26 protein-coding genes, 2 pseudogenes and 1 riboswitch are annotated in these 26,979 nt (G+C 51.3%); of the genes and pseudogenes, 21 read left to right on the top strand and 7 right to left on the bottom strand.

The window, feature by feature from the left end; all coding sequences use genetic code 11:
- Positions 1-8: 8 nt before the first annotated feature.
- Positions 9-1,289 carry an IS110 family RNA-guided transposase gene (locus CWI35_RS05695; RefSeq protein ID WP_119877354.1) on the top strand — a complete coding sequence of 427 codons (1,281 nt, stop codon included), beginning with the start codon at positions 9-11 and terminating at the stop codon, positions 1,287-1,289.
- A 396-nt stretch (positions 1,290-1,685) separates the two neighbouring features.
- A complete protein-coding gene (copZ, locus tag CWI35_RS05685) occupies positions 1,686-1,889 on the top strand; it encodes a copper chaperone CopZ (RefSeq protein WP_011230404.1) in 204 nt (67 codons plus the stop codon).
- Between the two features lie 41 nt (positions 1,890-1,930).
- On the opposite strand, the pseudogene CWI35_RS05680 reads toward copZ, so the two are convergent.
- Both CWI35_RS05680 and CWI35_RS05675 read right to left on the bottom strand, forming a co-directional pair.
- Positions 1,931-2,083 (bottom strand): annotated as a pseudogene (locus tag CWI35_RS05680) (multicopper oxidase domain-containing protein); the annotation flags it as partial.
- 29 nt (positions 2,084-2,112) lie between these two features.
- Positions 2,113-3,003: a C39 family peptidase gene (locus tag CWI35_RS05675; RefSeq protein WP_013146009.1), complete on the bottom strand. Its 891-nt coding sequence runs from the start codon at positions 3,001-3,003 to the stop codon at positions 2,113-2,115.
- A 286-nt stretch (positions 3,004-3,289) separates the two neighbouring features.
- Between CWI35_RS05675 and asnB the strand changes: the two genes are divergently transcribed.
- The 6 genes and pseudogenes from asnB to CWI35_RS18520 all read left to right on the top strand — a co-directional run bounded on the left by asnB (position 3,290) and on the right by CWI35_RS18520 (position 10,208).
- Positions 3,290-5,197, top strand: coding sequence for an asparagine synthase (glutamine-hydrolyzing) (asnB, locus tag CWI35_RS05670; protein ID WP_011230407.1), 1,908 nt, complete (start codon positions 3,290-3,292; stop codon positions 5,195-5,197).
- Positions 5,198-5,398: 201 nt separating this feature from the next.
- A riboswitch (cobalamin riboswitch) is annotated at positions 5,399-5,594 on the top strand.
- 55 nt (positions 5,595-5,649) lie between these two features.
- Positions 5,650-8,007, top strand: a complete 2,358-nt coding sequence (locus tag CWI35_RS05665; protein WP_119877570.1) for a ribonucleoside-diphosphate reductase subunit alpha — start codon at positions 5,650-5,652, stop codon at positions 8,005-8,007.
- Positions 8,008-8,120: 113 nt separating this feature from the next.
- Positions 8,121-9,161 (top strand): ribonucleotide-diphosphate reductase subunit beta, encoded by a 1,041-nt coding sequence (locus CWI35_RS05660; RefSeq protein WP_119877569.1) that lies wholly within the window; start codon positions 8,121-8,123, stop codon positions 9,159-9,161.
- A 200-nt stretch (positions 9,162-9,361) separates the two neighbouring features.
- Complete coding sequence (locus CWI35_RS18530) at positions 9,362-9,514, top strand: hypothetical protein (protein ID WP_023633957.1); 153 nt, start codon at positions 9,362-9,364, stop codon at positions 9,512-9,514.
- A pseudogene (locus CWI35_RS18750) lies at positions 9,468-9,662 on the top strand (gamma-glutamylcyclotransferase family protein); the annotation flags it as partial. The gene CWI35_RS18530 and the pseudogene CWI35_RS18750, both read left to right, overlap by 47 nt.
- 60 nt (positions 9,663-9,722) lie before the next feature.
- A complete protein-coding gene (locus CWI35_RS18520; protein WP_223813623.1) occupies positions 9,723-10,208 on the top strand; it encodes a gamma-glutamylcyclotransferase family protein in 486 nt (161 codons plus the stop codon).
- 282 nt (positions 10,209-10,490) lie between these two features.
- On the opposite strand, the gene CWI35_RS05650 is transcribed toward CWI35_RS18520, so the two are convergent.
- The gene (locus CWI35_RS05650) at positions 10,491-11,027 is read right to left on the bottom strand and encodes an HD domain-containing protein (protein ID WP_013146000.1); all 537 of its coding nucleotides are present in this window, start codon (positions 11,025-11,027) and stop codon (positions 10,491-10,493) included.
- 129 nt (positions 11,028-11,156) lie between these two features.
- On the bottom strand, positions 11,157-11,510 hold the full coding sequence (locus CWI35_RS05645) for a 2Fe-2S iron-sulfur cluster-binding protein (protein ID WP_021321427.1): 354 nt from the start codon (positions 11,508-11,510) through the stop codon (positions 11,157-11,159).
- A gap of 136 nt (positions 11,511-11,646) precedes the next feature.
- Here CWI35_RS05645 and CWI35_RS05640 point away from each other — a divergent pair, with 136 nt between their 5' ends.
- Entirely contained in the window at positions 11,647-12,111 is a 465-nt protein-coding gene (locus CWI35_RS05640) for a hypothetical protein (RefSeq protein ID WP_011230416.1), read from the top strand.
- Positions 12,112-12,280: 169 nt separating this feature from the next.
- Here the strand turns inward: CWI35_RS05640 and CWI35_RS05635 are convergent, their stop codons facing one another.
- Both CWI35_RS05635 and CWI35_RS05630 read right to left on the bottom strand, forming a co-directional pair.
- A complete protein-coding gene (locus tag CWI35_RS05635; protein WP_119877568.1) occupies positions 12,281-13,135 on the bottom strand; it encodes a family 1 encapsulin nanocompartment shell protein in 855 nt (284 codons plus the stop codon).
- 15 nt (positions 13,136-13,150) lie between these two features.
- Positions 13,151-13,744 (bottom strand): IMEF encapsulin system ferritin-like cargo protein, encoded by a 594-nt coding sequence (locus CWI35_RS05630; protein WP_014195239.1) that lies wholly within the window; start codon positions 13,742-13,744, stop codon positions 13,151-13,153.
- A gap of 227 nt (positions 13,745-13,971) precedes the next feature.
- On the opposite strand from CWI35_RS05630, the gene murB reads away from it, so the two are divergent.
- From murB to CWI35_RS05595, 6 genes are all read left to right on the top strand, one after another.
- Entirely contained in the window at positions 13,972-14,886 is a 915-nt protein-coding gene (gene murB / locus CWI35_RS05625; RefSeq protein WP_015374224.1) for a UDP-N-acetylmuramate dehydrogenase, read from the top strand.
- Between the two features lie 111 nt (positions 14,887-14,997).
- On the top strand, positions 14,998-15,771 hold the full coding sequence (locus tag CWI35_RS05620; RefSeq protein WP_240432146.1) for a diacylglycerol/lipid kinase family protein: 774 nt from the start codon (positions 14,998-15,000) through the stop codon (positions 15,769-15,771).
- 355 nt (positions 15,772-16,126) lie between these two features.
- Entirely contained in the window at positions 16,127-17,260 is a 1,134-nt protein-coding gene (locus CWI35_RS05610) for an IS4 family transposase (protein ID WP_119877566.1), read from the top strand.
- Positions 17,261-17,308: 48 nt separating this feature from the next.
- Complete coding sequence (locus CWI35_RS05605; RefSeq protein WP_119877565.1) at positions 17,309-18,481, top strand: RNA-guided endonuclease InsQ/TnpB family protein; 1,173 nt, start codon at positions 17,309-17,311, stop codon at positions 18,479-18,481.
- Positions 18,482-18,767: 286 nt separating this feature from the next.
- Positions 18,768-18,926, top strand: coding sequence for a hypothetical protein (locus CWI35_RS05600; protein WP_240432142.1), 159 nt, complete (start codon positions 18,768-18,770; stop codon positions 18,924-18,926).
- 45 nt (positions 18,927-18,971) lie between these two features.
- Positions 18,972-19,598 carry a VC0807 family protein gene (locus tag CWI35_RS05595; protein WP_119877564.1) on the top strand — a complete coding sequence of 209 codons (627 nt, stop codon included), beginning with the start codon at positions 18,972-18,974 and terminating at the stop codon, positions 19,596-19,598.
- Between the two features lie 359 nt (positions 19,599-19,957).
- On the opposite strand, the gene CWI35_RS05590 is transcribed toward CWI35_RS05595, so the two are convergent.
- Positions 19,958-21,319 (bottom strand): IS4 family transposase, encoded by a 1,362-nt coding sequence (locus CWI35_RS05590; RefSeq protein ID WP_033011274.1) that lies wholly within the window; start codon positions 21,317-21,319, stop codon positions 19,958-19,960.
- A 736-nt stretch (positions 21,320-22,055) separates the two neighbouring features.
- On the opposite strand from CWI35_RS05590, the gene CWI35_RS05580 reads away from it, so the two are divergent.
- From CWI35_RS05580 to CWI35_RS05555, 6 genes are all read left to right on the top strand, one after another.
- Positions 22,056-22,799 carry a threonine/serine exporter family protein gene (locus CWI35_RS05580; protein ID WP_033005157.1) on the top strand — a complete coding sequence of 248 codons (744 nt, stop codon included), beginning with the start codon at positions 22,056-22,058 and terminating at the stop codon, positions 22,797-22,799.
- Between the two features lie 15 nt (positions 22,800-22,814).
- Entirely contained in the window at positions 22,815-23,240 is a 426-nt protein-coding gene (locus CWI35_RS05575; protein WP_020754483.1) for a threonine/serine exporter family protein, read from the top strand.
- 116 nt (positions 23,241-23,356) lie between these two features.
- Positions 23,357-24,517, top strand: a complete 1,161-nt coding sequence (locus CWI35_RS05570) for a M20 peptidase aminoacylase family protein (protein ID WP_094239767.1) — start codon at positions 23,357-23,359, stop codon at positions 24,515-24,517.
- Positions 24,492-25,331: a GNAT family N-acetyltransferase gene (locus CWI35_RS05565; protein WP_094239768.1), complete on the top strand. Its 840-nt coding sequence runs from the start codon at positions 24,492-24,494 to the stop codon at positions 25,329-25,331. Before CWI35_RS05570 ends, CWI35_RS05565 begins: the two co-directional genes overlap by 26 nt.
- Positions 25,328-26,455, top strand: coding sequence for an o-succinylbenzoate synthase (gene menC, locus CWI35_RS05560; protein ID WP_094239769.1), 1,128 nt, complete (start codon positions 25,328-25,330; stop codon positions 26,453-26,455). Before CWI35_RS05565 ends, menC begins: the two co-directional genes overlap by 4 nt.
- Before the next feature lie 25 nt (positions 26,456-26,480).
- Complete coding sequence (locus tag CWI35_RS05555; RefSeq protein ID WP_094239770.1) at positions 26,481-26,975, top strand: GNAT family N-acetyltransferase; 495 nt, start codon at positions 26,481-26,483, stop codon at positions 26,973-26,975.
- Positions 26,976-26,979: the final 4 nt, after the last annotated feature.

Raw genomic sequence — 26,979 nt, 5'->3', positions numbered from 1 at the left:
GACTTCAGATGAATTGTACACAAAACTATAAAATTGATCAAGTCACCGAACAAACGCTTGTCGTGGGCATCGATATCGCGAAACGAACCCACTACGCCTGCTTCGTGGATGACCGGGGGCGTGTCCTTCGCAAATCGTTCCCGATCTTCCAGTCGAAAGAGGGCTTTCGCCAGCTGTATGAAGCGATTCAGGAGGCGATGCAAGCGTTCGGGAAGTCAGAGGTGATCGTCGCGGTGGAGCCGACCGGGCACTACTGGTTGAACCTGGCCTACTTCCTCGAGGAGCACGGGATCCCGTTGGTCATGGTCAACCCGGCGCATGTGTGCCGGTCGAAAGAACTCGATGACAACCTGCCGACGAAACATGACGCCAAAGATGCCCTAGTCATCGCCAGACTGGCGAAAGACGGACGATTCCTCGTCCCCCGGCTGCTGCACGAGATCGAAGCCGATTTGCGCGTGGGAAGCACGCTCAAAGAGAAGCTCCGCAAGGAACAGACGGCGGTGAAAAATGCGATCATCCGCTGGACCGACCGGTATTTTCCGGAGTTTTGGATGGTGTTTCGCGATCTGGGAAAAACGGCGCTTTCGGTGTTGGAGTGGACGCCGTTTCCGGCCGATATGGCGGGTCGGACCGCCGAGGAGCTCATCGAGGTGTACCGGCAAAGCGAAGGGCTGAAATGCCCGCAGAAGGCCAAAATTCAGGCGTTGATCAACGCCGCGAAGGACTCGATTGGGGTGACGGAAGGGACGACGATGGCCCGGTTTGAGATCGCCGCGCTCGTCCGCCGATACCGCCAATTGGAGGCGGAGATCGCCGCACTGGACGCCGAGTTGAAGGCATTGGTTCAAACGACGATGGAGTATCAATGGTTGAAAACGGTCGACGGGTTGGGAGACGCCACGATTATCGATCTTCTGGCGGAGATCGGCAGCTTCGCCCATTATCGGGACCCGCGTCAATTGGTGAAGTTGGCGGGCCTGACGCTCAAGGAGAACTCCTCCGGCCAGCGCAAAGGGCAAAAGCACATCTCCAAACGGGGACGGAAACGGCTGCGATCGGTGCTGTTTCGGGCGATGATTCCGCTGATTCGGCACAACGAGGCGTTTCGCGAGCTGCATGAATATTACACGACCCGATCCGTCAACCCGCTGACCGGAAAGCAATCCATCGTCGCCTTGTGCCGGAAGCTGTTGAATGTGCTGTTTGCGATTTGTACGAAGAAACAAGCCTTTGACGCGGAGCGAATGAAACAGGACGTCTTGTCCCAGGTGCAACGGGCGGCCTAAGGCCTCCCCCTGCGAACGGAAGAATCGTTGGACAACCAGATGACACCGGAGAAGCTGGCGTGATTTTATCCATTCGACCTTGAGTCCCCAAAGGAGCTTGGCCGGCCTCCGCCTGATGACGAGACCGAACGAGGGAATGTTGGCGCGAAGACGCCCGGAGACATGGGAGGGTTCGTCCTCATCAGCGACGCGGAGATCCAAAGGGTGCATCGAATACGCTTCTCCCCACGGAAGGAAAATATCCCCAGCCGTGGCCGCGAAGCGCACCCTAGGTCTGTAAGATATCCACAAAACTGAAAAAGGATGTAAGGGATTTTGTCGAAAAATATTTTTTGGACACCCCTGAGAGGCCGAAAAGCCTTGATACATCAACATTTCTAGAGGGAGGAATGGATGATGACGATTACATTACAAGTACAAGGAATGACATGCGGACATTGCAAAGCGGCGGTGACCAATGCCCTTCAAGCGTTGGATGGCGTCAGCCGTGTAGAGGTGCATTTGCAAGAAGGTACGGTTGATGTGGAGTATGATGAAACAAAGGTCAGCGTAGAAAAACTGAAAGAAGCGATTGAAGAGCAAGGATATGATGTGAAATAATATACGGAAGGTGCCCCGAAGTGATGACGGGGCACTTTTCATTCATCGAATACAAGCGTGTAATCTCGATCGACTTTTTCTTCATTTTTCGGTTCTACGATTAATGTTCCGTACAGTCCTTTGTCCACTTGTTCGGCGCTTTTTTGATGGGAATGATACCAATACGTTCCCGGCACGGTTGCGGTAAATTCAAAAAAGGCAAGCGATTCGGATTCACCGATGTCTAACGGTGGTAGGTAATCGCCTGCCGTCCCATTTGAACCCAAGCGTCGATAAAGTCTTGTTTCGGCGCTTTTTGGTTTTTGACAGCGGTCAATGGATCATTGAAATAAATGTACTGCTCATCGTATCCCGTAATGAGCACCGCGTGTTCCCGGTACGTGATTTTGATCGGGCCTTGCGGGGTTTGCCATTCCCGAAAGGCAGAGGGAGGAAGAGGACGAAAGGTGGTGTTGGTGATCACCCAAACCGGTGTGCCTTTGGCCAAGTATGTATAGATGTTCTCAAACGATTGCCCTGTTAAGTCGATGATTTGGTTCGGCAAGTACCGCTCAGCCAACTGCTTGATCGGCTTATGGTACACGCCGTATCCAGGCTTCGATAACGTATACATATCGCCGACAAACCCTTCATTTGGGTGGCCGTAAAACACTTGGCCATTTCGCACTTGATACGGAGTAGGATTTTTCTTGATTTGTTTCGCCAACGTCATCTTATCGACGCGAATGCCGGCATGATTCAAGAGCATGGCCAAGCTGGTTACTTCGCATCCCCTCGGCAGTTCCGGAAGCTGAGACAAAAGGGGGGCGTCAATCAGGACGGATGTCCTTAGCGCTTGTTTCTTTGAAGAGGCAACTGATCGATTCGCCTCCTTTGCTTGATTGCTGGGGGACGGATTGGTTTCTCTGCTGTTTCTGTTCTGTATGAAGGCTTTGATGGCATCGCCTGTCTGGGCCGAACTTGCATAATAGGATAATGAGGCGGCCAATAGCAAGAAACAGGAAATATACAATCCGAGCGACAGTTGATCCATCCTCCCGTTTAGAGGTCTTCTCAAGAGAACAAAACAAAGGGAAACGATGAGAAAAGTCAAAAAAAGGATAAACGCTAACAAGCCATTCTCAACTCCTTTATAACACGTGTGTGTTTTTATAGTAACAGATCGATGTGCAAAAATGGTGAAATTCACACTTTCTCCATATTTTATCGTTAATATTATGAGAAACTGAAAATCTTGCAAGCAGTTTTCCTGAAAAAATGGAAACAGATTGTTTTTGAAACTTGATGTTGTGTACGATAGAATGAAAGTGTCTTTGTATAAATCATTTTAGTTTTAAACAAAAAGGTTTTTGGTGTTGTTTTTGGATTCTTCTTAGCAAAGTGGGGGGACAATCATCGCCATGTGCGGTTTTATTGGCTGTATTCATGATCGCCCAAGAGCGATTGAGCAAACATGGAAAACAACGTTGGTGGAGATGAACCGCCTGATTACCCATCGCGGCCCCGACGATGAGGGGTATTTTTTTGATGACTACGTGAGTTTTGGTTTTCGGCGTTTGAGCATCATCGATCTGGAGGCGGGACATCAGCCGCTGTCTTATGAAAACGATCGATATTGGATCATTTTTAACGGGGAAATTTACAACTATCTTGAATTGCGGGAAGAGCTGGCGGCGAAAGGATATTCGTTTGCGACGCATTCGGATACCGAGGTGATTGTTGCCCTTTACAGCGCGGAAAAAGAAAAAGCGGTCGAAAAGCTGCGCGGGATGTTTGCGTTTGTCATTTGGGACAAGCAAGAGAAAACGGTGTTTGCGGCGCGGGATCCGTTCGGCATTAAGCCGTTTTTTTATGCGGAGCAAGGAGATCGCACGTTTTTCGCTTCGGAAAAGAAAAGCATCTTGCTGGCCCTCAGACAGGAATCGCCAAACGGTGATTCCCTGCAGCATTATTTAACGTTCCAATATGTCCCTGAGCCGCTGACGATGTCGGCCGGCATTTACAAGCTGGAGCCGGGGCATTATCTCAAGAAAAAAGTCGGAAAACCGCTCACCATTCATCGTTATTGGAAGGCATCCTTCGAGCCCATTCGCCAATCGGAAGAGGAGCTTGTAAAGAAAATCCGCGATGCGCTGTTTGATTCGGTCAACGTCCATATGCGCAGCGATGTGCCGGTCGGTGCGTTTTTGTCGGGAGGCATTGATTCATCGTTCATCGTCGCCATCGCGAAACAATTCCATCCGCACTTGAAGACTTTTTCCGTCGGGTTTGAGCGGGAAGGGTTCAGCGAAATCGATGTCGCAAAAGAAACCGCAGAGAAGCTTGGGGTAGACAACATAAGCTATGTCATTTCGCCGCAGGAGTATATGGAGGAGTTGCCGAAAATCATGTGGCATATGGACGATCCGCTTGCCGATCCTGCGGCTGTGCCGCTGTATTTTGTCGCTCGTGAGGCGAGAAAGCATGTCACGGTGGTGCTTTCCGGCGAGGGGGCGGACGAGCTGTTTGGCGGCTACAACATTTACCGCGAACCAGAGTCGTTGCGGCTGTTTGCGCGCATGCCAAACATCGTAAAAGCGGTGTTGCGGGTGATCGCGAAGATGCTTCCGGACGGAATGAAAGGAAAAAGCTTTTTGGAGCGCGGAACGACGCCGCTTGAAGAACGGTATGTCGGCAATGCGAAAATCTATAGCGAAAAGGAAAAAGCGGCGTTGCTCAAAACGTACCAAGAGGGGCGCGAATATACGGCGGTGACGGCTCCTTTTTACCGCGAAACGCTTCATTACCCACCCGTCAACCGGATGCAGTATATTGATCTTCATACATGGCTAAGGGGCGATATTTTAGTCAAAGCGGACAAAATGACGATGGCCCATTCGCTTGAGCTGCGCGTTCCCTTTTTAGACAAAAAGGTATTTGAGGTTGCTAGGCAAATCGCCCCTGACATGAAAACAGCCAACGGCACGACGAAATATATTTTGCGCAAAGCGGCCGAGGGCATCGTACCGGATCATGTGTTAAACCGGAAAAAATTAGGGTTTCCCGTGCCGATTCGCCACTGGCTGAAAAACGAAATGTATGACTGGGCGAGACAGCTCATCAACGAAAGCGAAACTGATCATCTGTTCCATAAGGACGTGCTCTATCGGCTGCTGGATGAACATGCCCGCCACAAGGCGGATCATAGCCGCAAGCTGTGGACGGTCTTGGCGTTTATGGTTTGGCATCAAGTCTATGTGGAAAAGAAGTACGATTTTGCTCAATCCGTACAAAACGAGAAGCGGCCAGCGTCTGTTTTGGAGGCGTAGCAGGGAAACGACAGGGCGTTCTAAGGGAGACACCTAGAACGCCTTTTTCGATGGTGCGGACAGTTTCCTTGCCTTTGGCGAAGCGAAAGAGAAAATTTGCTTTCTCCCGCTCTTGCAATTTTCCCGGTTTTGGTATATGCTTGTTCCATCAGGATACTAAACTACTATATATTGGTTTTGAGGTCTTTTTTTACAACTACATATTGTTATGCTAAGCAACGGTGTCCATCAGGACTTAATAGGGAATCCGGTGTGAATCCGGAACTGCCCCCGCAACTGTATGTGCGGACGAAATGGGATGGCCACTGGCGGCAAGAGCCATTCGGCGCGCCGCTGGGAAGGCCCCAAAGTAGGACGATGCACGAGTCAGGAGACCTGCCTTGCTTGGAACGTTTCATGTTCTTCGGGGTGTGAGAAGATGAAACGATAGGGGAAAAGAAAAAGGGTTTCGTATGCCTTTTTTCCGTCTGTCGTTTCATCCGCTCGCCTGCCCGAGCGGATTTTTTATTGAAGGAGTGGGGAAACGAATGACCGCATTGACGAAAATGATCATCATCGATGACCAAGGGAAGCCGGTTTCTTTTTCACGTGAAGAGTTTGCGTCGCTGATTGGGCAAGCCGCCGCTGGATTCGGCCGTCTGTCGCTTGATGAATACGTCGAGCGTGTTTGGCAGCTTCTCAGTCGAAAGGAGTCCGTCACGGTAGAACAGCTGCACCAAACGGCTATTTTGGAAGGACTTTCTTACATTGATAAAGATGAGCCGGACTGGACATTTGTGTGCGCCCGGCTGTATTTGCGGCAATTGTACCGTGAAGCGGCGCGGCAGCGTGGGTATGACGAGCGCGAGCGGTATGGCGATTTCTACTCGCTGCTTGTTGCGCTGACAGAACAAGGGGTGTACAGTCCGCTGCTGCTTGAACGTTATACGAAAGAAGAAATTGATGCCATCGGTGCGTTTCTTGATCCGGAGAAGGACAAGCTGTTTACGTACATCGGGCTGCGCACGCTCGCGGATCGGTATTTGGCCCGCGATTATGAGCGGCGGCTGTATGAATTGCCGCAGGAGCGGTTTCTTGTCATCGCCATGACGCTAATGGCGAATGAACCACCCAAGCGGCGCCTTGAGCTCGTGAAGGAAGCGTATTGGGCGTTGAGCAACTTATACATGACCGTGGCGACGCCGACGCTTGCCAATGCCGGAAAGTCATACGGCCAGCTGTCGAGCTGCTTTGTCGATACGGTCGATGACAGCTTGCAAGGAATTTATGACAGCAACACCGACATCGCCAATTTGTCGAAATCGGGCGGCGGCATCGGCGTCTATTTAGGCAAAATCCGTTCGCGTGGCAGCGACATCAAAGGATTTAAAGGGGTTTCCTCCGGCGTCATCCCGTGGATGAAGCAGTTGAACAATACAGCGGTGAGCGTCGATCAGCTGGGGCAGCGCAAAGGGGCCATTTCCGTCTATTTGGATGTATGGCATAAAGACATTTTTGCGTTTCTCGATGCGCGGCTCAACAACGGCGACGAACGGCTGCGGACGCATGATTTGTTCACCGGCGTGTGCATCCCGGACTTGTTCATGGAGCAAGTCGAACAGCGCGGCGACTGGTATTTGTTTGATCCGCATGAAGTGCGGAAGGTGATGGGGTTTAGCTTGGAAGATTTTTATGATGAGGAAAAAGGGCGCGGGAGTTTCCGCGAGAAATATTGGCAATGCGTCAACGAACCAAGGCTGTCGAAAGAAAAAGTGCCGGCGATCGACGTGATGAAAAGCATTATGCGCAGCCAGCTCGAGTCGGGGACGCCGTTTATGTTTTACCGCGATGAAGTGAACCGGCAAAACCCCAACCGCCATCTCGGGATGATCTACTGCAGCAACCTTTGCACGGAAATCGCGCAAAACCAAAGCCCGACAGTGACGAAGCGGCAATATGTGAAAGACGGGACGATCATCATTGAGAAAATCCCAGGCGATTTTGTCGTCTGCAACTTATCGTCGATCAACTTGGCGCGGGCGGTGACCGACGGCGTTTTGGCGCGGCTCATCCCGATTCAAATGCGGATGCTCGATAATGTCATTGATTTAAACAATATCCCTGTGCTGCAAGCCGGCCTGACGAACGAAAAATACCGCGCTGTCGGGCTTGGAACCTTTGGCTGGCATCATTTGTTGGCGTTAAAAGGCATTCGCTGGGAGTCGGACGAAGCGGTCCGCTATGCCGACGAGCTGTATGAAACGATCGCGTATTTGGCGATTCAAGCGAGCATGGAGCTCGCCAAAGAGAAAGGGAGCTACCCGGCGTTTCCAGGATCGGATTGGCAGACAGGCGCTTATTTTGAGCGGCGCGGCTACCAAAGCCACGGTGAACTCGATTGGGATCGGCTGAAGCAAGATGTGGCCCGCTACGGGATGCGCAACGGTTATATCATGGCCATCGCCCCGAACGCCTCGACGTCGATCATCGCTGGCAGCACGGCGAGCATTGATCCCATTTTCTTAAAAGTATACGCCGAGGAAAAGAAAGATTATAAGATTCCCGTTACGGTGCCGGATTTAAACGAACAGACGACATGGTATTACAAATCGGCGTACCATATCGACCAGCGCTGGAGCATCAAGCAAAACGCCGCCCGCCAGCGCCATGTCGACCAAGCCATCTCCTTTAACTTCTACGTCGTGAACACGATTAAGGCAAAAGAGCTGCTCGATTTGCATTTGACGGCGTGGAAGTCGGGGTTGAAAACGACGTATTACGTGCGTTCGACATCGGGGACGATCGACGAGTGCGATTCTTGTGCGAGCTGACCATGGGGCGCAACAAACGCCTTTGGTCGGGCTTTCCCTTCCTTGTGCGGGAGGGGCGTCCGCGGTTGGTCGCGCATCATGATACTTGAAAGAGAAAGGAAGGAATCGACACCATGACGATCAGCTTAGTCAAACGGCCGATTATGGATCCAGAGGCGCCGAACCGTTCGACGGGCATCATCAACGGCCGCTGCTCGAATGTGTTGAACTGGGACGATATCGCCTACCCATGGGCGTATGCGAAATATAAGCGAATGCTCGCCAACTTTTGGACGCCGTTTGAAATCAATATGTCGCAAGATGTGAAGCAGTTTCCGCAGCTGACCGACCGCGAGCAGGAGGCGTTTTTGAAAATCATCGGACTCTTGGCGCTGCTTGACAGCATCCAAACCGACTACGCTGGGCGCGTCGCCGATTACATTACGGACCCGAGCATCAATGCGCTCATGATCATGCTCGCCCAGCAGGAGGTCATTCACAACCATTCCTATTCGTACGTGCTCTCGAGCCTTGTGCCGAAAGCGAAGCAAGATGAAGTATTCGACTTTTGGCGGAACGAACCGACGCTGCGCAAGCGGAACGATTTTGTGACGAACGGCTACAAGGCGTTTGCCGAAGAGCCGAATGTGGAGAACTTGCTGCGGTCGATCGTCTTTGACGTTATTTTAGAAGGATTGTTTTTCTACTCGGGGTTCGCCTTTTTCTACAACCTCGCGCGCCAGCAAAAAATGGTGGCGACGAGCACGATGATCAATTACATCAACCGTGACGAGCACATTCATGTTGATTTGTTTACAAAAATTTTCAAGGAAGTGTTGAACGAATACCCAGAGTATCGGACGCCGGAGCTTGCCGATTTCGTCCGGAACACGTTTATGAAAGCGGCAGAGCTGGAAATCGAATGGGCTCGGGAAATCATTGGGAATGACATCGATGGCATCGACTTGGCTGATTTGGAAGCGTACATTAAGTTTTACGCCAACGTCCGCGCCCACCAGCTCGGATTTGACCGCCCGTTTGACGGCTATCGGACGAACCCGCTCCGCTGGATTAAAGCGTATGAAGAAGTTGACCTTGGCAAATCAGACTTCTTCGAGCAAAAACCACGCCAGTATACGAAAGTACAAGTCGATAATGGGTTTGATGAGCTGTAAGGAAACCCGCGTTGGGGCATCGTCCAACGCGGTTTTTTACCGGAAAACATGATTAACGGAGGGATTCTCGCTGCATTATACAATGGGGAAGAGAAAAGGAAAAGAGATGTTGCGGCTTGTTGTCGGACGGTAGGCTTGGGCGCCTTACCTTGGTATAATGAGAAAAAACTTGCTTTTGAATGCGAAAGGGGACGGGAGAAGTGGGGAAAAAACAGGAAATCGAACGGCTGCGCGAGCAATTGAATCAGTGGCTCGTGGAAGAGGAGCACGACAATGACGAGGTATGGCTGAAGAGGGGGGGAAGCGATTTTTCAACGTTTCGCTCAGCTGGGTTCAAGCGCCATCGCCTATAACCAGCTTGGCGACCCGGAAACGGCGCTTGCCATACTTGACCAGCTTGAAGGGTATCACGGCCCGGGACAGCCTAACCATTATGAACGGATCACCGTGACCGCCATAGATGCTGATGGCGAGAAGTACACGTGTTACACGTACGTGTACCCATTAGAACGAAAAGAGTGGCTTGAGCAACACGCCAAACAAGTTTTTGGAGGTGATTGGATGGTGTTTCTCCATTCCAAAGATGAAGTGATGTACTTTGCCTATGGCTCTTGCATGAGCGAACGCGATTTTCGCTGCACTGTCCCGCATTTTGAGGTGATGGGCCGAGCGGTGCTTGACGATCACCGGTTGGCGTTCACCCGGTATTCCCGCGGTCGGCAAGGAGGGGTCGCAGATATCGTCCCTTCTCCGGGCGACCGGGTCGAAGGCGTGCTGTACAAAATTCCGGCGCGCTATGTGACGGAACTTGATTGGCGCGAGGGCGTCCCAGCCGGCGTGTACCGTCGTGAATACGTCGATGTGCAGTGTAAGGGACAGCTTGTTTCCGCCCTCACGTACGTTGTCGTCGAGAAACAGTTGGATGAAATCGCGCCAAGCGAATCGTACGCTTCGATTATTCTTGATGAAGGGGCATCTCTTTTAAGCACGCATTACACCGAGCGGGTGCGGCGTCATATTGAACATTTACGGAGAAGAGAGCGGTAAGTGCAGGAAAACGGTGCGTTGCGGCGGTGCTCCAAGGCTTGCCGTTTTTTTTGGGAAGAACGGCGGCGGGCGTTTTGGCGGGACAGATGGTGCCAAGCAGTCTTAAAGCGTGAGTGGACGATGAGGATATAAGAGGGCATTCGATGGTGTGTATCGTTCTGTGTCGCTGGCGCGCGAGCAGCCCACCTGATGAAAGGGTGAGCTGTTTCCGTTCAGAGCATACATTGTTCGTGGCGATGTTTCGCGTCTGTTCAAGGGGAATGGCGACATCAAGGCAAGCGGTCAAACAATATCCCCGAGTCGCTCTTTTCCGTGCTGACGGCTGACGAGTTCGTCGAGCTGGCGGATTTTTTTCCACGCTAAGTCGTCGCTGATCGTTCGATAATGGTGGCGGCCGCCGGGCTCCTCGTCGGCTTCGTCGGCCCATTTGACGATGGCTTGGAGCGGCGTTCGTTTCCATTCTCCTTCTGGAAGGTAGGAATCGGTATGAAGCAAAATCGCCAGGGCAATTTCCTTAGCGTTTTGCGGATGTTCGCCAAGGCGGATCAGCAGCTTATGGGCGCGCTCGGCCCCTTTGATGGCATGGATGTCGTTTTGCCGGTATTGTTCGTAGTCCCAACGGCCGTTTTTGTACCATGTGTAATGGCCGATATCATGAAGCAGTGCCGCTTTTGTCGCCAAGTCGACGTTCACTCCGTGGCGGAGGGCAAGGTGGTAGGCATGGTACGCCGCGGTGATGGCATGGGCGAGGCCGGATCGTTTTAAATATTTTTGCGCAATCGGATGGGCAAAGACGTCGGTTAAGGTGACCGTTCTCATAGGCATCCCCTCCGTTTTTTGTATTTCTCACCATCATACCATGGCGTAAAGAGTCAGGCAATGAGAGAAAGTAGGTGGGAGCGGTTGCATGGGAAAAAATAAGCCGATCGTGCTAAAATAGCGCTCGGCTTATTGGATTTGTGTTTGGCAGGCAAGCCGTTTGGCTGGTTGATCCGTTTTTTCGCGCTCGCGCCGCGTTTTCGGAGCGAGAAGGTGAGCGCCGGCCAGAACGGTGACCATGCAACGGCCACACGTTCCTTTTTTGCATTTGTGATCGAGCAGAACACCTTGTCCTAGGGCGGCGTCAAGAAGCGAAACGCCGGGGGCTGGCTGCACGGTGAACGTTTTCCCTTTTTGTTCGATTTGAATGACAGACGGCCGCACGGCGGACGGCCCATCGGGCTTAGGCGGCGCGGCAGAAATGGAGCGCTCCGATGGCCGGACGGCAGGCTTCAGTGAGCCGACCGTGAATGTTTTACCCATTTTTTTACACATCTCCTTTAAATTACATGGTTAGTTTGAAAATGAATCTCATTTACATCCGAATGAATGATTGGTATCATAATAGTAAAAGGAATTGCGAAAACGCCATCTTGGCTAGGGACAAGGGGGAGACACCATGGGCATTCCGATGAACGGACTGCGCGATATGAAAGCGATTTTGGCCAACGAGCGAAAAGTCGGCGGCGCGGTGGAAGCGGCGCTTCTCCGCCTCCGTTCCGGCGAAGAATATCGAAACGTCTGCATCGTTCATATCGATCAACTAGGCGCCCAATACTATTCGGTCGGTTTTGTGACCGAACAAGGGGAACGGCTCATCGTCAACGTTCATGACATCAGCGTCATCTCTGCGCCTGAACATAAAAAAATTCGTGAGCTGAACAACGCCGCTTATAAACGGGAAGCCATCAACAACAAGCGGCGCTATTTAAAACGCCTCTTTGAGATTTATGAAGGCAGTTATACCGTTCATTTTTGGCGGGAAGCGAAAATGATTATCGATGACATCGGTGTTGAGGCGCTCAGCCCCGAATTGTCGCTGCTCGTCTCCAACGTTCAAGGACAAACGGCCCGCACCGCTTAATGGGAAAATCAAGAAACCGCCCGGCGATCTCCCCTATCGTCCGGGCGCGTCTTCGTTAAAGGGAATTTGCTGTGCCTCGTTTTCATGGCGCGGATCGCTGGCCATATGCCGTTCTTGCTGTTTGATGGCAAGGGAAGCCCGCGTGCCGCTTCTCCGGATTAGGCGCTGCTCATGCTGACTCGTTCGGATCCTCGAGCGTGCAGATGGCGCTTGGACGTTTGATGCGCGGTACGACGGACTCATAGACGCGGAATAGGTAGTTCATATTTTCTGTGTCTAAAAACGCAGTTTGCATGTCGGCCGCGACAGCGAGGTCGATGTTTTGCCGGCCGGTGTCAATGACGACCCCGCGTTTGCCTTTAATGACCGGAGTTTGGTAAATGCCGGCGGTCATCAGCTCGCGGATGTGCTCAATTTCAAGCACGTGCGTTCCTTCATGGACGCGGTGGATCAACGCATACAATTCCGGCGACAAGACGAGCGCGTATGGGCCGGTATGGCCGAGCTGAAGCAGCTTGTTGCGTGCTTCGACGACGTCAGTAAAGGCGTTGCCCGATTTCATCCAATCGCTGCGAATGTGGGCGATTTTTCCTTTGACGTTCATAATGCCCGGCACATCAAATTCAGTTGAACCATTGAAAATCAAATCGTCCTCAAGCAGCGAGCACTGCTGGGCGGCGTTGGCGGCGGCGGAAAAGTCGATCGGGCTGCCGAGCTGTTTCGCCTGTTCAATGTCACGCCAGTACAAAATAAAGTCTTTATACAAAAGCGGGATCGTTAAATGCACGCGGCGCGCCGGCTCGGAAAGGCTCAGCTCTTTGCCGTGGAAGCTCATGTCCCCCTGTTCCGGGTTCATATAAATATCGTTGGCGACCGACTGGACACCTTCGCCGAGCGGACCGTACAAATCGATAAATCGGCGGCCGACGAGCTGGCGCCGCGCCGTTTCAATGACCAGTTCGTCAAGCTCGCCCCATTGGCTGCTTGTGAGCGGGGCTTCTGGATACAGCTTCGTTTTATCCATGTTTACTCTCCTTTCTTATCCGTGTTTTAAGCTGCCGACTGTCAGCTGCCGTCTTGTTCCGATCGATGGGCGGACAGGCGCCGGGTCGGAAGGCGGGACGGCGTACTGCGCCAGTTTCAAATGGTCTTTTTGATGCTCTTTTTCGTCAGTCGGCACCGAAGCGGCGAGGGAAACCGGCGCGTCCAGCGCGCGATTGAGCGTTTCGAGAGCGGCTTTCATCCGCTGGTAGTCCGCAGCGGTCATGTCGCGCAGTGCCGTAATGGGTGGTTCATGTTCCGTCCCTTTATAGTGGAAGAGGGACAAATCGAGATGCTCCAAAAAGTTGTGCAAGCCGAATTTTTCAAGGCTGATGTCTTGCAACAGGCGCAAAAAGTCGCCGTTTTCCCGCGATAAGAATGCTTCGTCCGCCAATGCCTCCTCCAACTTTGGAAGCAAGGCGGTCAAACGGTCAAACCGGTGTTCCTCTTCTTCGTAAATATGATGCCAATACAGCCGTTCATGGTCGTCCGCGGCCTTTTCAATCGTCGGCTCTAAAATCGCTTGAAACTGGCTGAGCGCCTCTTTCGACCGGCCGAGAATGGCGCTGACTTCCGCTAACGTGTCGTACAATGGACTCCCTCCTACACTATGATTGATTGTTATCATCTTTTCCATATTGAAAGAGGCATAAACATCTCGTCTTCCTTCGAACGTCACCTTTCCGCCCAGTCCCGAATAAAACAGAATTAAGGAACATTGCCCACTTGATATGCGGCGCGATTCCGGCGATAATGGAAACGATGTGGAATGAATGCCGCCAAGCGGCATGGAATGAGCGAAGAAGGTGAGACAGAACGATGAAACGTGCGGAACATATTTATCAAAGACTCGTAGAGATTTGTGGGGAAAGAAACGTCCTGCGCGATGAGCCGATGAAAAACCATACATTAGTGCGGATCGGCGGCAAGGCTGATTTTCTCGTTTGGCCGGAAACGTACGAGCAAGTCATCGAGGTGTTGCGGCTGAAAGAGGAGTACGGCCTGCCGTTTACCCTTCTTGGCAACGGTTCGAACGTCATCATCCGCGACGGCGGGCTGCGCGGCATTGTCATGCAGCTGAAGCATCTCAACCGCATTTGGCGTGAAGGAAACAACGTGATCGCCCAAAGCGGAGCGGATATTAAAGCGGTGTCGCGGTTCGCGCTCGAACAACATCTCACCGGGTTGGAGTTTGCCTGCGGCATTCCGGGGTCGGTCGGCGGGGCGATTATGATGAACGCCGGAGCGTACGGCGGGGAAGTGAAAGATGTGCTTGACCATGTCAAGGTGGCGACGCTCGCCGGTGAGTTGAAAACATTGACAAACGAGGAACTGGAGCTCGGTTATCGAACAAGCATCATCAGCCGGACGCATGATATTGTGCTTGAAGTCGTCTTTTCCCTGCAGCCGGGCGACTATGCACAAATCAAGGCGAAAATGGATGATTTAACATTTCAGCGCGAATCGAAACAGCCGCTTGAGTATCCGTCGGTCGGCAGCGTGTTTAAGCGGCCGCCGGGCTATTTTGCCGGCAAGCTCATTCAAGACAGCGGCCTTCAGGGAAAAGGATTCGGCGGTGCGGAAGTGTCGACGAAGCACGCCGGATTCATCATTAACAAAAACAATGCGACGGCTGCCGATTACATCGCGACGATCGACATGGTGCGCAAAACCGTGAAGGAAAAATTCGGGGTCGATCTCGAATTGGAAGTCAAAATTATTGGCGAGGAATGACGGAGAATCCGAATCCGGTTTGCGGGTTCGGATTTTTCTCATTTCGATGAGAGGAAATAATGAAGCAAACCGCCAATAGGTAAGAAAAGGGATTATGAATGGGGGAAGAGGATGAACCTTTATTTCATGATCAATCCAGCCGCCAAAAACGGCCGGTCCGTGTTCATTTGGAAGCAGCTGCAGCCGCTGCTGGATCGGGAAGGAATCGCCTATCAGGCATATTGGACGAGCCGAAAGGGAGAAGGAAAGGAAATCGCCCGACGAATTGGCGAGGAAAGCGCTGAGCCGACGGTGATCGCGGCGGTCGGGGGCGACGGGACCGTGCATGAAGTGGTGAACGGAGCGAGTTCGTTTCCGCACGTTGCGATTGGCTGCATTCCGGCCGGAACGGGAAACGACTTTGTCCGCGGCTTCCGTCTTGCCCGAACATCGAAACAGGCGCTCCAACGGCTGTTGAGTGACGTTCGGCTAGGCAGGGTTTTGTCTTTCGATCTCGGCCGTTTTGCCAGCAGCGCCGTGCCCGACGGCGCGTTTGCCAACAGCGTCGGCTGCGGTTTTGACGCCCATATTGCCCGCATGGCCAACCGTTCGGCATGGAAAGGGCGGTTCAATCGTTTTGGGCTTGGCTCGCTTATTTACGTGCTTTATTTAGTGACAGAGCTATTCCGCTACCGACCCGTCGATCTTGACATTTGCATTGACGGGCGAAACTATTCATTTCAGCAAGCTTGGATGGCGACTGTGTCCAATCATCCGTACTACGGCGGAGGTATGCGCATCGCCCCGTCCGCCCGGGGTGATGACGGCTTGCTTCATGTGACGGTCGTCGGGCCGATGCCTCGTTGGAAAATTCTTGCGCTGTTTTTAACAACCCATACGCCGTAAGTCCCCCACCTCTAAGCGAAGCGTAGGTGGGGGATACACGGCGTTCTTTTTTTTACTTTTGATCAAAAAAAAGAAAAAAATGGGTAAATCAATGAAAAAGAATATATATATAAGTTGCAATTTTGTTTTACATGGCATTGTTCGCTCTTCTTGTCACCGTGCCAGCTTGTTAGGTGATAAAGTAAAGACGGGACATGGAGGTCAGAAATTCTTTATTACAACCTATATATATATTTTCGAAAATAAATACTTCAGGCGTGTTGATTATCCAATAAAATCCAAAGGGTATAGAAAAAAGAGCACCTTTCCTGTAGAATGTGAGTAGCGACACAAACAAACCCAGGAGGTGCTCTCTATGAACAAGCATACCACACTCCCGAATTTGATGCAAAAACTTGTTTCGGATGAAGAGATTCAACTGATTGCCGAAGCGGTTGGGTATCGTGATTCGTCTCGAACCTTTACGTTGCGCGAGTTGATTCACTTCTTCCTGCTGGCCGCCATGCATCAATGGAAAAGCTTTCGCCACGGAGCCGATGTGGGGCCTCTGTATGGATTGCCGCGATTCCATTATTCAACTGTATCCAAGAAAGCGAAAGAAGTTCCCTATGACATCATGAAACGCTTGTTGGCGTTGATCATTTCCAAGTGCAACCGCCAAACCCGCCGCTCGCTTCGGTTTCCCAAACCGCTTCGGGTGGTGGATTCGACGACCGTCACGGTCGGGAAAAACCGCCTGCCATGGGCGCCGTATCACGGCGAACGCGCCGGAGTGAAGCTGCACGTCGCGTATTCGCCGGAATCCTCGTTGCCGGCAGACGTGGTGGAAACGACCGGGCTGCGTCACGATGGCCCAGTGGGAGAACAGTTGACGAACCCTCAACAAGTGCTCGTGGAAGACCGGGCGTATTTCAAAATCGAACGCCTCGATCGATTTGTAGAGCAGCATCAGCTGTTTGTCATTCGGATGAAGGACAACATCGAACTTCATCAGAAAAAAAGCTTGAACCGCCTTCCGAGCGCATCTTCATCGGTTCAAGCCGACTTCACGTGCCAGTTGGGAACGAAACAATGCCGCTCCACCAAGCGTCACCGGGTGGTGATCTTTCGAGATGCGAATGGCCGCGACATTCGGGTCGTGACGAACCTCTTCCATGCGTCTGCGGAAACCATTGCCGACATGTACCAACAACGTTGGACTGTTGAGATCTTTTTCCGTTGGGTGAAGCAATATCTGAATGTCCCGACCTTGTTTGGCACGACGGAAAATGCGGTATACAACCAACTGTTTGCGGCATTCATCGCGTATGTGCTGTTGCGATGGCTGTATGATCAAACCAAAAAACGGACGAACGTCTCTCTTTCCTTCATTTCGTTCGTTCGCCGTTTTTTCTCTGGGCAGCTTCCTCTCGATTGGAAATCCGGGATGGCCGCTGCTTTGTTTGAGTATGCCCAAATTTATGGAAGGCGTATGTCTAATTTTGGATAATCAACACTCGTGTAAATACTTTATATTAGTAAGTAAGGAGGTGAAAATATGTACCGAACCGTAAAAACAAGCTTTTCTGCGAACAAAGAAACTATAGAGAAATTATCCCACATCCGACGGATTTGTGGGGTGATTTGGAATGATTGTGTGCAATTAGCCCGTTATTATTATCGTTTAGGGAATCATTGGATCACCCAAACCGAATTACAAAAAGAGCTAAAAGGCAAATACCCTATTCACAGTCAAACCATCCAAGCCGTCGCTCATAAATTTTTGCAAGCAAGGGATTCTGCCAAAGAAGCAAGAAAAAGTGATAAAAACATCCGTTTCCCTTACAAAATGAAGAAAACCTTCAACCCAAAATGGGTCGATCAAGCTTTTTCGATAGAAAAAAACACCCTTTACTTAAGTCTCGGCAACACGAAAGGACCGGATGGAAAGCGCCTTCCTAAATTAAAAATAAAACTCCACCATGTTCCGGAAGGGGAAGTCAAAGAAGTCGAACTCGTCTATGACCGAGGACTCAAGTTTTGTTTGTCTTATGAGGACGGAAAACAAGCATCTTCTTCTACTGGAACCAACATCGCCGCTGTTGACCAAGGAGAGATTCACGCCATCAGTGCCGTCAGTGAAAACGGAAGCAGCATCATCATCACCGGAAGAAAAATGCGTTCCATTCATCGATTGAGAAATAAAAAATTGGCAGAACTGCAAAAACTGATGTCCCGCTGCAAAAAAGGATCAAGGAAATGGAAAACATATAACCGTGCGAAGCAATATATTTTATCGAAAAGCGAAGCACAACTGAAAGACTGTTTGCATAAAACGACGAAAGAATTTGTGGACTGGTGTTTGGAGCAACAAATCAAACATGTCGTTGTTGGTGATGTCGAAGGAGTACAGCGCAATACCAAAAAGAAACGAAATAAAAATACGAATCAGAAATTGTCCAACTGGAGTTTTGGCAAACTCTATGACTATTTGAAATACAAATTAGAAGCCAAAGGCATTACCATTGAAAAGGTGGATGAATCTTACACGTCACAAACATGCCCTGTTTGTGGAAAACGAAACAAAGTGAAAAATCGCAATTATCGTTGTGCTTGCGGTTACGAGCAGCATCGCGACATTCACGGCGCAAGCAATATCTTAACAAAATATTTATACGGGAAAATGATCCCGATTTCCATTCAACCGCCAACGTATCTACGGATCACGTAAGTGAGAAGTAGTAGATGGGTCGGACCGCCCCTATGGGAGGAGAAATCCGTTCGCACCATAGTTGCTTACGGTGGGAGGCAAGATGTCGGGAGATATCTGCCGTTATGACCACTAGGGATTGAGTTCCCTGTCTAAAACTAATCAAGAAGATGGTGTTGCGCGTTGCGGACACCAAGAAACGTTGTTTCGCTTCTTCTTGGTTGGTTTTCGACAAGAAACCCCCACTTCGACGCCTACAGGCGTAAGTGGGGGAGGTTCATCCGTATTTTGGGGCGGGCATGTGCGAATGAAAGAAGTTTCCGTGTTTGCCGGGCGGAACGTGCACATTCGCCCCGCCGCTCCCGTCCCCGTTCACGCTGATGGAGAGGAAGCGGGGGTGGGAGAGGTGTCGGCTTGGATTGAGGCTAAAAGGATGCGAGTCATTGGCGCGGAACTCGGTGAATGATGAGGGCGTATGTGAAAAGAGAAAGGGGGAGTGAGGAGACAAGTGGTGGGGAAGCGGATGGTCATGTTTGATGTCGTATTCTATGTGGTGTTTCCGATCGTGCTCTGGCATGCATTGCGCAGCCCGGTTGGGGAGTACGGGGCGATGTTGATTTGTACCGTGCCGGGAGCGGTTTATACCGTTTATCGCTATTGGCGTATTCGCAAAGTGCAATGGTTCGGCACGTTTTTGATTGTTAATCTGGCCGTTAGTACGCTGTTGAACATATTCGCTGGCTCTGCGTTGCAGATGTTATGGAATGACGTCTGGTACTCGATTGTTTTGTCTGTCTTTTTTTTGGTGACGGTCGTTGTCAAGCGCCCGTTGTTGCTTTATTTTTCTCTTGATTTTGTGGAAATGCAGGGGGCTCCGCGCTCGGTCATGAAAAGACGGTTTTTGGAACGTGATGTCTTTTCACTTTTTCAATGGATCACTGTTGGTTTTGCTTTGCGCGACGGGCTGTTGGCGGCGATTAAGGCGTACTTGATCGTTCGCTACGACGTCGAAGCGTTTGACCGTGCGATTGTCATTCGCGAAGGCATTGGTTGGGGGATCACGATTCTCTGTATGTTGGGGTTTGTCCGTATTTCGAAAATCATCTCGGAGCGGGAGAACCGCCATCATTCGACGTGAGCGTAAAGGAGAGAAGCGGTCGAAAGCAAAACGGGCAACTGAAGAAACAGGGAAAAGGGAGCGGCGTTGCACATGGCCAAACGCCAAGAGGGTGTCCCAAAAGGATCAGGACACCCCCTTTCGTCTCTCTATATACGGCATTGACCGCTTCTTCCGCACTATATTTCGTGTCTATCTTGAAGTCAGACAGCCTTTTGGGTCAGCCCCCATAGCCATCAAGTGAAGCCTTGGAGCGAGTAGCTCCAAGGCTTCACTTTTCATCTTTGGAGGCTGTGACCGTGAGAATATATAAAGATAGGCATGCCAAATACACCTTCCCTATAGAAGGTTTTTTTCATGGTATATGAGGCGGGAATTTCTTATGACACCGGCATGATGACCAAACTCTCGATAATGTCTAAAGCGCTCTTTTTTGTATAACGCCTTGATTTTTTTCCGTGTTGAGCGATGATGTCACACAGTTTTAAAAGGAGTTGGACAACTAACGCCTCAGAACACCATAAGGCTTGAAAGAAATCCATACCGAACTCCTTGATCATACTCATCGCCTTATATTCGCTCAATTCCTTTTTCTGTTTTCGATAGAGCCATTCCCGCATTTTAAACATGACAGTGGAGCTGATCAATAAGGCAATCAACGTTCCATACAGGTGGCACTGAAAGCGAGCCCCTTTCATCGGTTTGAATCGATGAATGTGAAACAGGGATTTCCATGTCTTAAATACCACTTCAATTTGCCAGCGAAGAGAATACAGCGTATGAATTTCGTGCAAAGAGGTATAAATCGCTGGAATATTGGTGATATATACATATATTGAGTGGGGGCGTCGCGTCACGTACGCGGCCCCTTTTCGTTTCGCCTTCTGTTTCCATTGTCCTTCCTTCTGTCGCTCCTGTTCTTCGGTCAGCCGATACACAATGAGCCGCGGTTGATGAACTTTCTTTCCACTGACATACGCATGTTCCAGTTCCATGGTTTCTCCGGGTTGTAACACCGCAAGGAAATCCTCTGGTTCCCATTTTCGAAATCGGTCTCCTTCTTTTTGGTAAATCCCTACATTGTGTTTGAGCCGGGAAATATAAAAGGCTCCGGCGTCATGAATGGCTTGCAATCCCTCAAGCGAAAAATAGCCTAAGTCTTTCAAACAAAGGTCTCCCTCTTGGATGGTCGATAGGAGGGACGCTCCGTAGGCGGCGTCGTGATGACGGGCATCTTCGACATCCGCATGGAGAAACTTCCCTTCTAGCCATTCATATTCTAGCTGAATTTTCACCCCAGGCCCCGTACATCCCTCGTAAATCCCCCGGATTTCAGGAGGCAGTTGAAACGACGTGGAATCGAGAATGCGAATCCGGCGAAACAGCGAATGTCTTTGACATAAGTGACGGGCTTCCTGAGTCTGATGAATGAGCAGTTTTTCAAACACCGCTTTGAGGAAACTCACCGCTTTTTCATTAAACCGTTGATTGAGCCCTTCCGCACTCAGAAAGGTGTTTTGCTTGAGAGCTAGAGCACTGCAAAGCTGCACCAATGATTTTTGACCGCCTCCTTCCTGGAGAAATGTGCAAAGTGCCACAAAATCATGGGCGCGTAATTTCCCCTTTCGTTGAATAAATTGATGATCTCGGGCCATATGTTCAAGTTCTTCGCACGATAACACGCTTCTTAATCCGTCTAAAAAACAATGCCATTCTTCTCGGAGAGATAAGGACGTCTTCAAAAAAACCACCCTTTCTAAGACATTATGAGGTCTTCAAAAGGATGGTCAAATCAGGCATATATTTATTCCTGTTTTCTTAACTTGATGGCTATGGGGTCAGCCCCTTTCTCATCTTAAATGAAGAACTCATAATACGCAGGTGGCGGGAGTATGTCATTCGGAACTCATTTTCTATTGTTTTCTTGCTTGTTCTGTTTCCCTTGGCCTGCCGGATGGTCGGCTTTCACTTGCGGTGCAGCTGCCTGCTTCAGTTGTTGTGAATGGGAACCCGAGACACGAGACTCTGTTTGTTTGTTCACAGCAATCGCCGCTTGGTGTTTTTGACCGTTTGCTTTGGCGCTGGCAGCAGTTTTATGGTACATATTCCCTTTTGTTTCTATCTTGATCGCTTGCGTGGGGGACGAGTTCGTTTCTATTTTTGTGCTGGTGTTCGTTTGTTCATTTTGTTGAACCGCTGTCTCGTCTTCCGCCGGTGCGCTATTTTTCGACTGTGAGAGCGAAAAATCAGGCGAAAGAAACAGAAAAATAGGAAAGAAAGGGAAATGGTGAGAGTTCCTTCACGGTTTGGCAGTCAACCGCTTGTTTGCTATAATGGAAACAAGTTTGACAAAGACGATATCCGAGGCGGCTCCTGCCAATTTGTTTGGTGGGAGTTTGTTTTTGCGATGAGCGCCCGGCAGGGGAAAACGGGATGGCCAATGCCATGCCGAGCGAAAACGAAAGGAGCAAACCGGTTATGACGGAGCGGGTGGATGATATTGTTGAGGTTTGTTTATTAGCGGGAAAATTGATGCTTGAAAGCGGCGGAGAGACGTATCGGGTGGAAGATACAATGACGCGCATCGCTGCTTCGTTTGGCATGCCGCGCTCCCATGGTTATGTCACACCAACGGCCATTATTTTTTCTGTTGAAGGGACAGACTCAACCAGATTGATCCGCATTTCCGAGCGTTCGACTGATTTAGCGAAAGTGGCGGTCGTGAACGATATTTCCCGGCGCATTAGCCGCGGTGAATTGACGCTTGAAAAGGCGCGAAAGGAGCTCGAGGATATCGGGCGCGCCCCGATGGGTTACCCTCTTTGGCAGCAAACCGCCGCCGCAGCGTTAGCGAGTGCTTGTTTTGCGTCATTGATTGGAGGGATGGTTCACTTTTTCCCATCGCTTTTTTCCGGAGGGGTGGCATTTTGGTGTTTTGAGATGGTGCATCGGTTTGTGAAAATCCGGTTTTTCGCGGAATTTTTTGCTTCTTTTGTCGCCGGGGGGCTCGTATTGTTAATGGTGCAGGCCGGATTTGGCGGGGACGTCGGGAACATGATCATCGGCTCGGTGTTGCCGCTCGTGCCGGGGCTGGCCATTACGAACGCGGTGCGTGACTTAATGGCCGGCCATCTCATCGCCGGATTGTCGCGCGGGGCCGAGGCGTTTTTGACGGCGTTTGCGATCGGCACTGGCATCGCCTTTGTTTTATCTATTCGATGATAGGGAGCACAGGTCATGATTGTTATGCAGTTGCTGCTTAGCTTTGTGGCGTCAACGTTGTTTGGCATGATTTTTAATGTTCCGCCGCGGCTGTTGCCGCATAGCGGATTTGTCGGGATGAGCGGATGGGCGGCCTATACGTTTGCTGTACGTTCGAGCGTAGACAGTGTGATTGCGACGTTTATAGCCGCGTTTTTCGTCGCCTTTTTAAGCAATGCGTTTGCTCGGCGCTATCGGGCGCCGGCAACCATTTTTATTGTTCCTGGCATTCTCCCGCTCGTTCCAGGTGGGACGGCATTTGAAGCGATGCGTCATGTCGTCATGAACGACTACAATGCAGCGATTCCGTTGGCGGCAAAAGCGTTCATGATTTCCGGGGCGATTGCGATGGGGCTCATTTTTTCTGAGGTCGTCAACCAGCTGGTAAAGCGCCGCCCGTAATGGCACGTGTCTGTTTTTTCCAATCATTTGCCTATCGTTGTATTTGTTTGTCTGAATATTATAATGAATATAACGATGTTTTTTCTATCGATTTTGAAACAGCGGGGGAGAGCGGAATGAAAGACATTATCGAGCAGATGAAAGCGGAGCTATGGGAGGTTTTCGATCACCTTCACCGCCATCCAGAAATCAGCTGGGAAGAGTGGCAAACGACTGAATTTCTCCGCCGAGAGTTGGAGCGCGAAGGATATCGGGTGCGGACGTTTGCCGATTGCCCGGGTGTGGTGGCGGAAATCGGCGCCGGGCCGTTTACGGTTGGGGTGCGCAGCGATATGGATGCGCTTTGGCAAGAAGTGAACGGCGTTTGGCAGCCGAACCATGCGTGCGGGCATGATGCCCACATGACGATCGTGCTCGGGGTGGCGAAGCTGCTTCGCCGCATCGGCTATGAGCCGCCGGGGACGCTCCGGTTTTTGTTCCAGCCGGCCGAGGAGAAAGGAACAGGGGCGTTAAAGCTGATCGAAAAAGGAGCGGTCGACGGCGTGTCGTTTTTATACGGCGTTCACCTGCGGCCGATTCAAGAAGTGAAAGGCGGATATGCGGCGCCGGCGATCATCCATGGGGCGGCGCAATGCATCGAAGGGCGGATCCGCGGTGTGGCGGCGCACGCGGCGCGGCCGCATTTAGGCGTCAATGTCATTGAAGTCGGCAGCGCCATTGTGCAAGAGCTCGGCAAAATTCATGTCGATCCCCAAGTGCCGGCGTCGATCAAAATGACGAAGTTTCACGCCGGTGAAAAAGATGCGAACACGATCCCGGACTACGCGGAATTCGCCCTTGATTTGCGGGCGCAAACGAACGAGGCGATGGAGCGGCTCGTTGAAGGGCTGCGTCATGTGATCAACGGGGTCGCTGCCATTTATGGGGCGGAGATTGAACTGGTGGAACGGACGCGCATCGTGGCCGCTCATCCTGATCCAGATGCGGTGCGGCTGATGGAGGAGGCGATTATCGCGGCCTTGGGGACGGAAAAATGCGTTCCGCCGGTTGTGACGTCGGGAGGAGAGGATTTCCATTTTTATTCCTTTCAAAAACCGGAGCTGAAGACAACGATGCTCGGGTTAGGCTGTGACTTGCGTCCGGGGCTCCATCACCCGAACATGACGTTCCGGCGCGATGATTTGCTTTCCGGTGTGGAAATTTTGGCGCGAACGGTCATCAATACGTTTGCGCTGCAGGGGGAGAACGAGCGTGTCTCTGTCACTGCAAATCATTGAGACGATCGAACAGTTGAAAGAGATGGCCAAGCTTGAGGAGGAGATTTGGAAAACAGCGCCGGTTCCGCTCCATCAAACGTTGACGGCGGCAAAAAACGGCGGCATTGTGATCGGCGCGTATATGGACGGGAAACTCGTCGGCTTTGTGTATAGCTTCCCTGGGTTTCGAAACGGGGAAGTGTATCTTTGTTCCCATATGATGGGGATTGATGCTTCCTTTCGCGACCGAGGAATCGGCTGCCGTCTGAAAAGGAAGCAGGCGGAAGAAGCGCGGCGGCGCGGCTACCGAGTCATCCGCTGGACGTATGATCCGCTGCAAAGCCGCAACGGCTATTTGAACTTGGCGAAGCTTGGGGCTGTTGGCGTCGAGTATGTGGAAAACTGCTACGGCGAAATGAATGACGCGTTGAACGGTCAACTGCCGTCTGACCGCTTCATCGTCGAATGGCGGCTTGATGAGCGTCCGACCGGGGAGCGGAGCTTGGCTAAAGCTGATCTTCTCAAGGCCAGAAGCCTGACGGTGCTCGAGGCAGGGCAAAGGGCTGACGGTCTGTTGCAGCCGGTGCGGAGAGACATCGATGGAACAGCGGCGCCGTTGCTGTTGACAGCCATCCCGCTTGACTTTCCGCAGCTGAAAGAGCAGGATTTCGCGCTGGCGCTTGAGTGGCGGCTGGCGACGCGCGCCTTGTTTCAGCGGCTACTTGTGGAAGGATGGATTGCCGCCGGCGCTTGGCGCTGCCTGGAGGAAGGGGTGCTTTATTACATATGGAAGCGGCGGAGTGAACGATGGCAGCAGAAAGGGGAAGAAGAATGACGATCAACATCGAGTACGTCATATTGCGCCATTTGCAAATGGAGTTGAAGGCGCCGTTTACGACGAGCTTCGGCACGTTTCAAAGGAAAGAGTTGATTTTAGTGGAAGTTGTCGATCGCGACGGCGTTTCCGGCTGGGGTGAATCGGTCGCATTTTCCGCCCCGTGGTACAGCGAGGAAACGGTGAAAACGAACTGGCATATGCTCGAGGATTTCCTTGTGCCGCTTGCGTTGGCTGAGCCGATTCACCACCCGGAGGAGCTGTCAAAGCGCTTTTCTGCCATCCGCCAAAACAACATGGCGAAAGCGGCGCTTGAGGGGGCGGTATGGGATTTGTACGCCAAGCGGCTCGGCGTTCCGCTTTCTCAAGCTCTCGGAGGAACGAAAAAGGACATTGAAGTCGGCGTCAGCATCGGCATCCAGCCGACGGTTGCCGATCTGCTTCAGGTGATGGAACGGTATGTGGTGCAAGGGTACCGGCGGATCAAGGTGAAAATCAAGCCGGGATGGGACGTTGATGTCATCCGCGACGTGCGGCGCGCGTTTCCTGACGTGCCGCTTATGGCCGATGCCAATTCAGCATATACGCTTGCCGATGCGGATCGGCTGAAAGCGCTCGATGAATTCGGGTTGCTGATGATCGAGCAGCCGCTCGCCGCTGACGATCTTGTCGATCACGCTCGGCTGCAGCCGCTTCTTCAGACGCCGATTTGCCTTGATGAAAGCATTCGTTCCTATGACGATGCGCGCAAGGCGCTTGACCTTGGCAGCTGCCGCATCATCAACATCAAAATCGGGCGCGTTGGCGGGCTTGGCGAGGCGAAGCGCATCCACGATCTTTGCGCTGAGCGCGGTGCGCCGGTCTGGTGCGGGGGGATGCTGGAGGCAGGCGTCGGGCGCGCCCACAACATCGCGATCACGACGTTGGAAAACTTCACCCTTCCCGGCGACACTGCCGCGTCGTCGCATTATTGGGAGCGGGATATCATCACGCCGGAAGTTGAGGTGCACGGCGGCTTGATCCGCGTGCCGGACGCCCCGGGCATCGGCTATGACGTCGACCGCCGCCAAGTGGAGCGGTATACGCAGTTTGCGAAGGTGTTTCACCGTACGGCGACGGCATAAAGGATGATAAAGGGAGAAAGAAAAAATGATGATCAGACCGATTGAAGTTCGCGATGCGGAACATTTCTTGGAGTTGTGCAAAAAAATTGATGAATCTGGTTTTATGTTATTTGAGCCTGGCGAACGGCAAACAACGGTTGAACAACAAAGCAAATCGATTGAAAGAATGTTGTCTGAGCCGAATAAAATGATCTTTGTTGCTGAAACGGAAAACAAGCTTGTCGGGTTCCTTGCTGTCATAGGAGGTGATGTAAAACGAAATCGACATTCTGCCAATGTTGTTTTGGGAGTTCTTGAAGACTATCAAGGACAGGGCATTGCCACTAAACTATTCAACAAAGCGTTTGAGTGGGCAAAGAAAGTTGGAATTTTGAGATTAGGACTTACGGTCATGAAAGGGAACGATAAGGCGTTTAACTTATATAGGAAGATGGGGTTCGTATTAGAAGGCGAGAGGGTTCAATCGTTAAGAGTGAATGGGGAATTTGTAAATGAATATTACCTATACAAACTGTTATAATGCT

Origin of the sequence: [Bacillus] caldolyticus (assembly GCF_003595605.1) — a bacterium.
Classification (GTDB): domain Bacteria; phylum Bacillota; class Bacilli; order Bacillales; family Anoxybacillaceae; genus Geobacillus; species Geobacillus thermoleovorans.
The sequence above is the reverse complement of the archived record's forward strand: the minus strand, read 5'-3'. Positions and strand labels throughout refer to the sequence as shown.

What these genes read in the sequence shown, in the direction of transcription:
- CWI35_RS05695 (WP_119877354.1), top strand. Translation starts at nt 9, where the DNA reads ATGAATTGTACACAAAACTATAAAATTGATCAAGTCACCGAACAAACG.
- copZ (WP_011230404.1), top strand. Translation starts at nt 1,686, where the DNA reads ATGACGATTACATTACAAGTACAAGGAATGACATGCGGACATTGCAAA.
- asnB (WP_011230407.1), top strand. Translation starts at nt 3,290, where the DNA reads ATGTGCGGTTTTATTGGCTGTATTCATGATCGCCCAAGAGCGATTGAG.
- CWI35_RS05665 (WP_119877570.1), top strand. Translation starts at nt 5,650, where the DNA reads ATGCCTTTTTTCCGTCTGTCGTTTCATCCGCTCGCCTGCCCGAGCGGA.
- CWI35_RS05660 (WP_119877569.1), top strand. Translation starts at nt 8,121, where the DNA reads ATGACGATCAGCTTAGTCAAACGGCCGATTATGGATCCAGAGGCGCCG.
- CWI35_RS18520 (WP_223813623.1), top strand. Translation starts at nt 9,723, where the DNA reads ATGGTGTTTCTCCATTCCAAAGATGAAGTGATGTACTTTGCCTATGGC.
- CWI35_RS05650 (WP_013146000.1), bottom strand. Translation starts at nt 11,027, where the DNA reads ATGAGAACGGTCACCTTAACCGACGTCTTTGCCCATCCGATTGCGCAA.
- CWI35_RS05645 (WP_021321427.1), bottom strand. Translation starts at nt 11,510, where the DNA reads ATGGGTAAAACATTCACGGTCGGCTCACTGAAGCCTGCCGTCCGGCCA.
- CWI35_RS05640 (WP_011230416.1), top strand. Translation starts at nt 11,647, where the DNA reads ATGGGCATTCCGATGAACGGACTGCGCGATATGAAAGCGATTTTGGCC.
- CWI35_RS05635 (WP_119877568.1), bottom strand. Translation starts at nt 13,135, where the DNA reads ATGGATAAAACGAAGCTGTATCCAGAAGCCCCGCTCACAAGCAGCCAA.
- murB (WP_015374224.1), top strand. Translation starts at nt 13,972, where the DNA reads ATGAAACGTGCGGAACATATTTATCAAAGACTCGTAGAGATTTGTGGG.
- CWI35_RS05620 (WP_240432146.1), top strand. Translation starts at nt 14,998, where the DNA reads ATGAACCTTTATTTCATGATCAATCCAGCCGCCAAAAACGGCCGGTCC.
- CWI35_RS05610 (WP_119877566.1), top strand. Translation starts at nt 16,127, where the DNA reads ATGAACAAGCATACCACACTCCCGAATTTGATGCAAAAACTTGTTTCG.
- CWI35_RS05605 (WP_119877565.1), top strand. Translation starts at nt 17,309, where the DNA reads ATGTACCGAACCGTAAAAACAAGCTTTTCTGCGAACAAAGAAACTATA.
- CWI35_RS05600 (WP_240432142.1), top strand. Translation starts at nt 18,768, where the DNA reads ATGAAAGAAGTTTCCGTGTTTGCCGGGCGGAACGTGCACATTCGCCCC.
- CWI35_RS05580 (WP_033005157.1), top strand. Translation starts at nt 22,056, where the DNA reads ATGACGGAGCGGGTGGATGATATTGTTGAGGTTTGTTTATTAGCGGGA.
- CWI35_RS05575 (WP_020754483.1), top strand. Translation starts at nt 22,815, where the DNA reads ATGATTGTTATGCAGTTGCTGCTTAGCTTTGTGGCGTCAACGTTGTTT.
- CWI35_RS05570 (WP_094239767.1), top strand. Translation starts at nt 23,357, where the DNA reads ATGAAAGACATTATCGAGCAGATGAAAGCGGAGCTATGGGAGGTTTTC.
- menC (WP_094239769.1), top strand. Translation starts at nt 25,328, where the DNA reads ATGACGATCAACATCGAGTACGTCATATTGCGCCATTTGCAAATGGAG.
- CWI35_RS05555 (WP_094239770.1), top strand. Translation starts at nt 26,481, where the DNA reads ATGATGATCAGACCGATTGAAGTTCGCGATGCGGAACATTTCTTGGAG.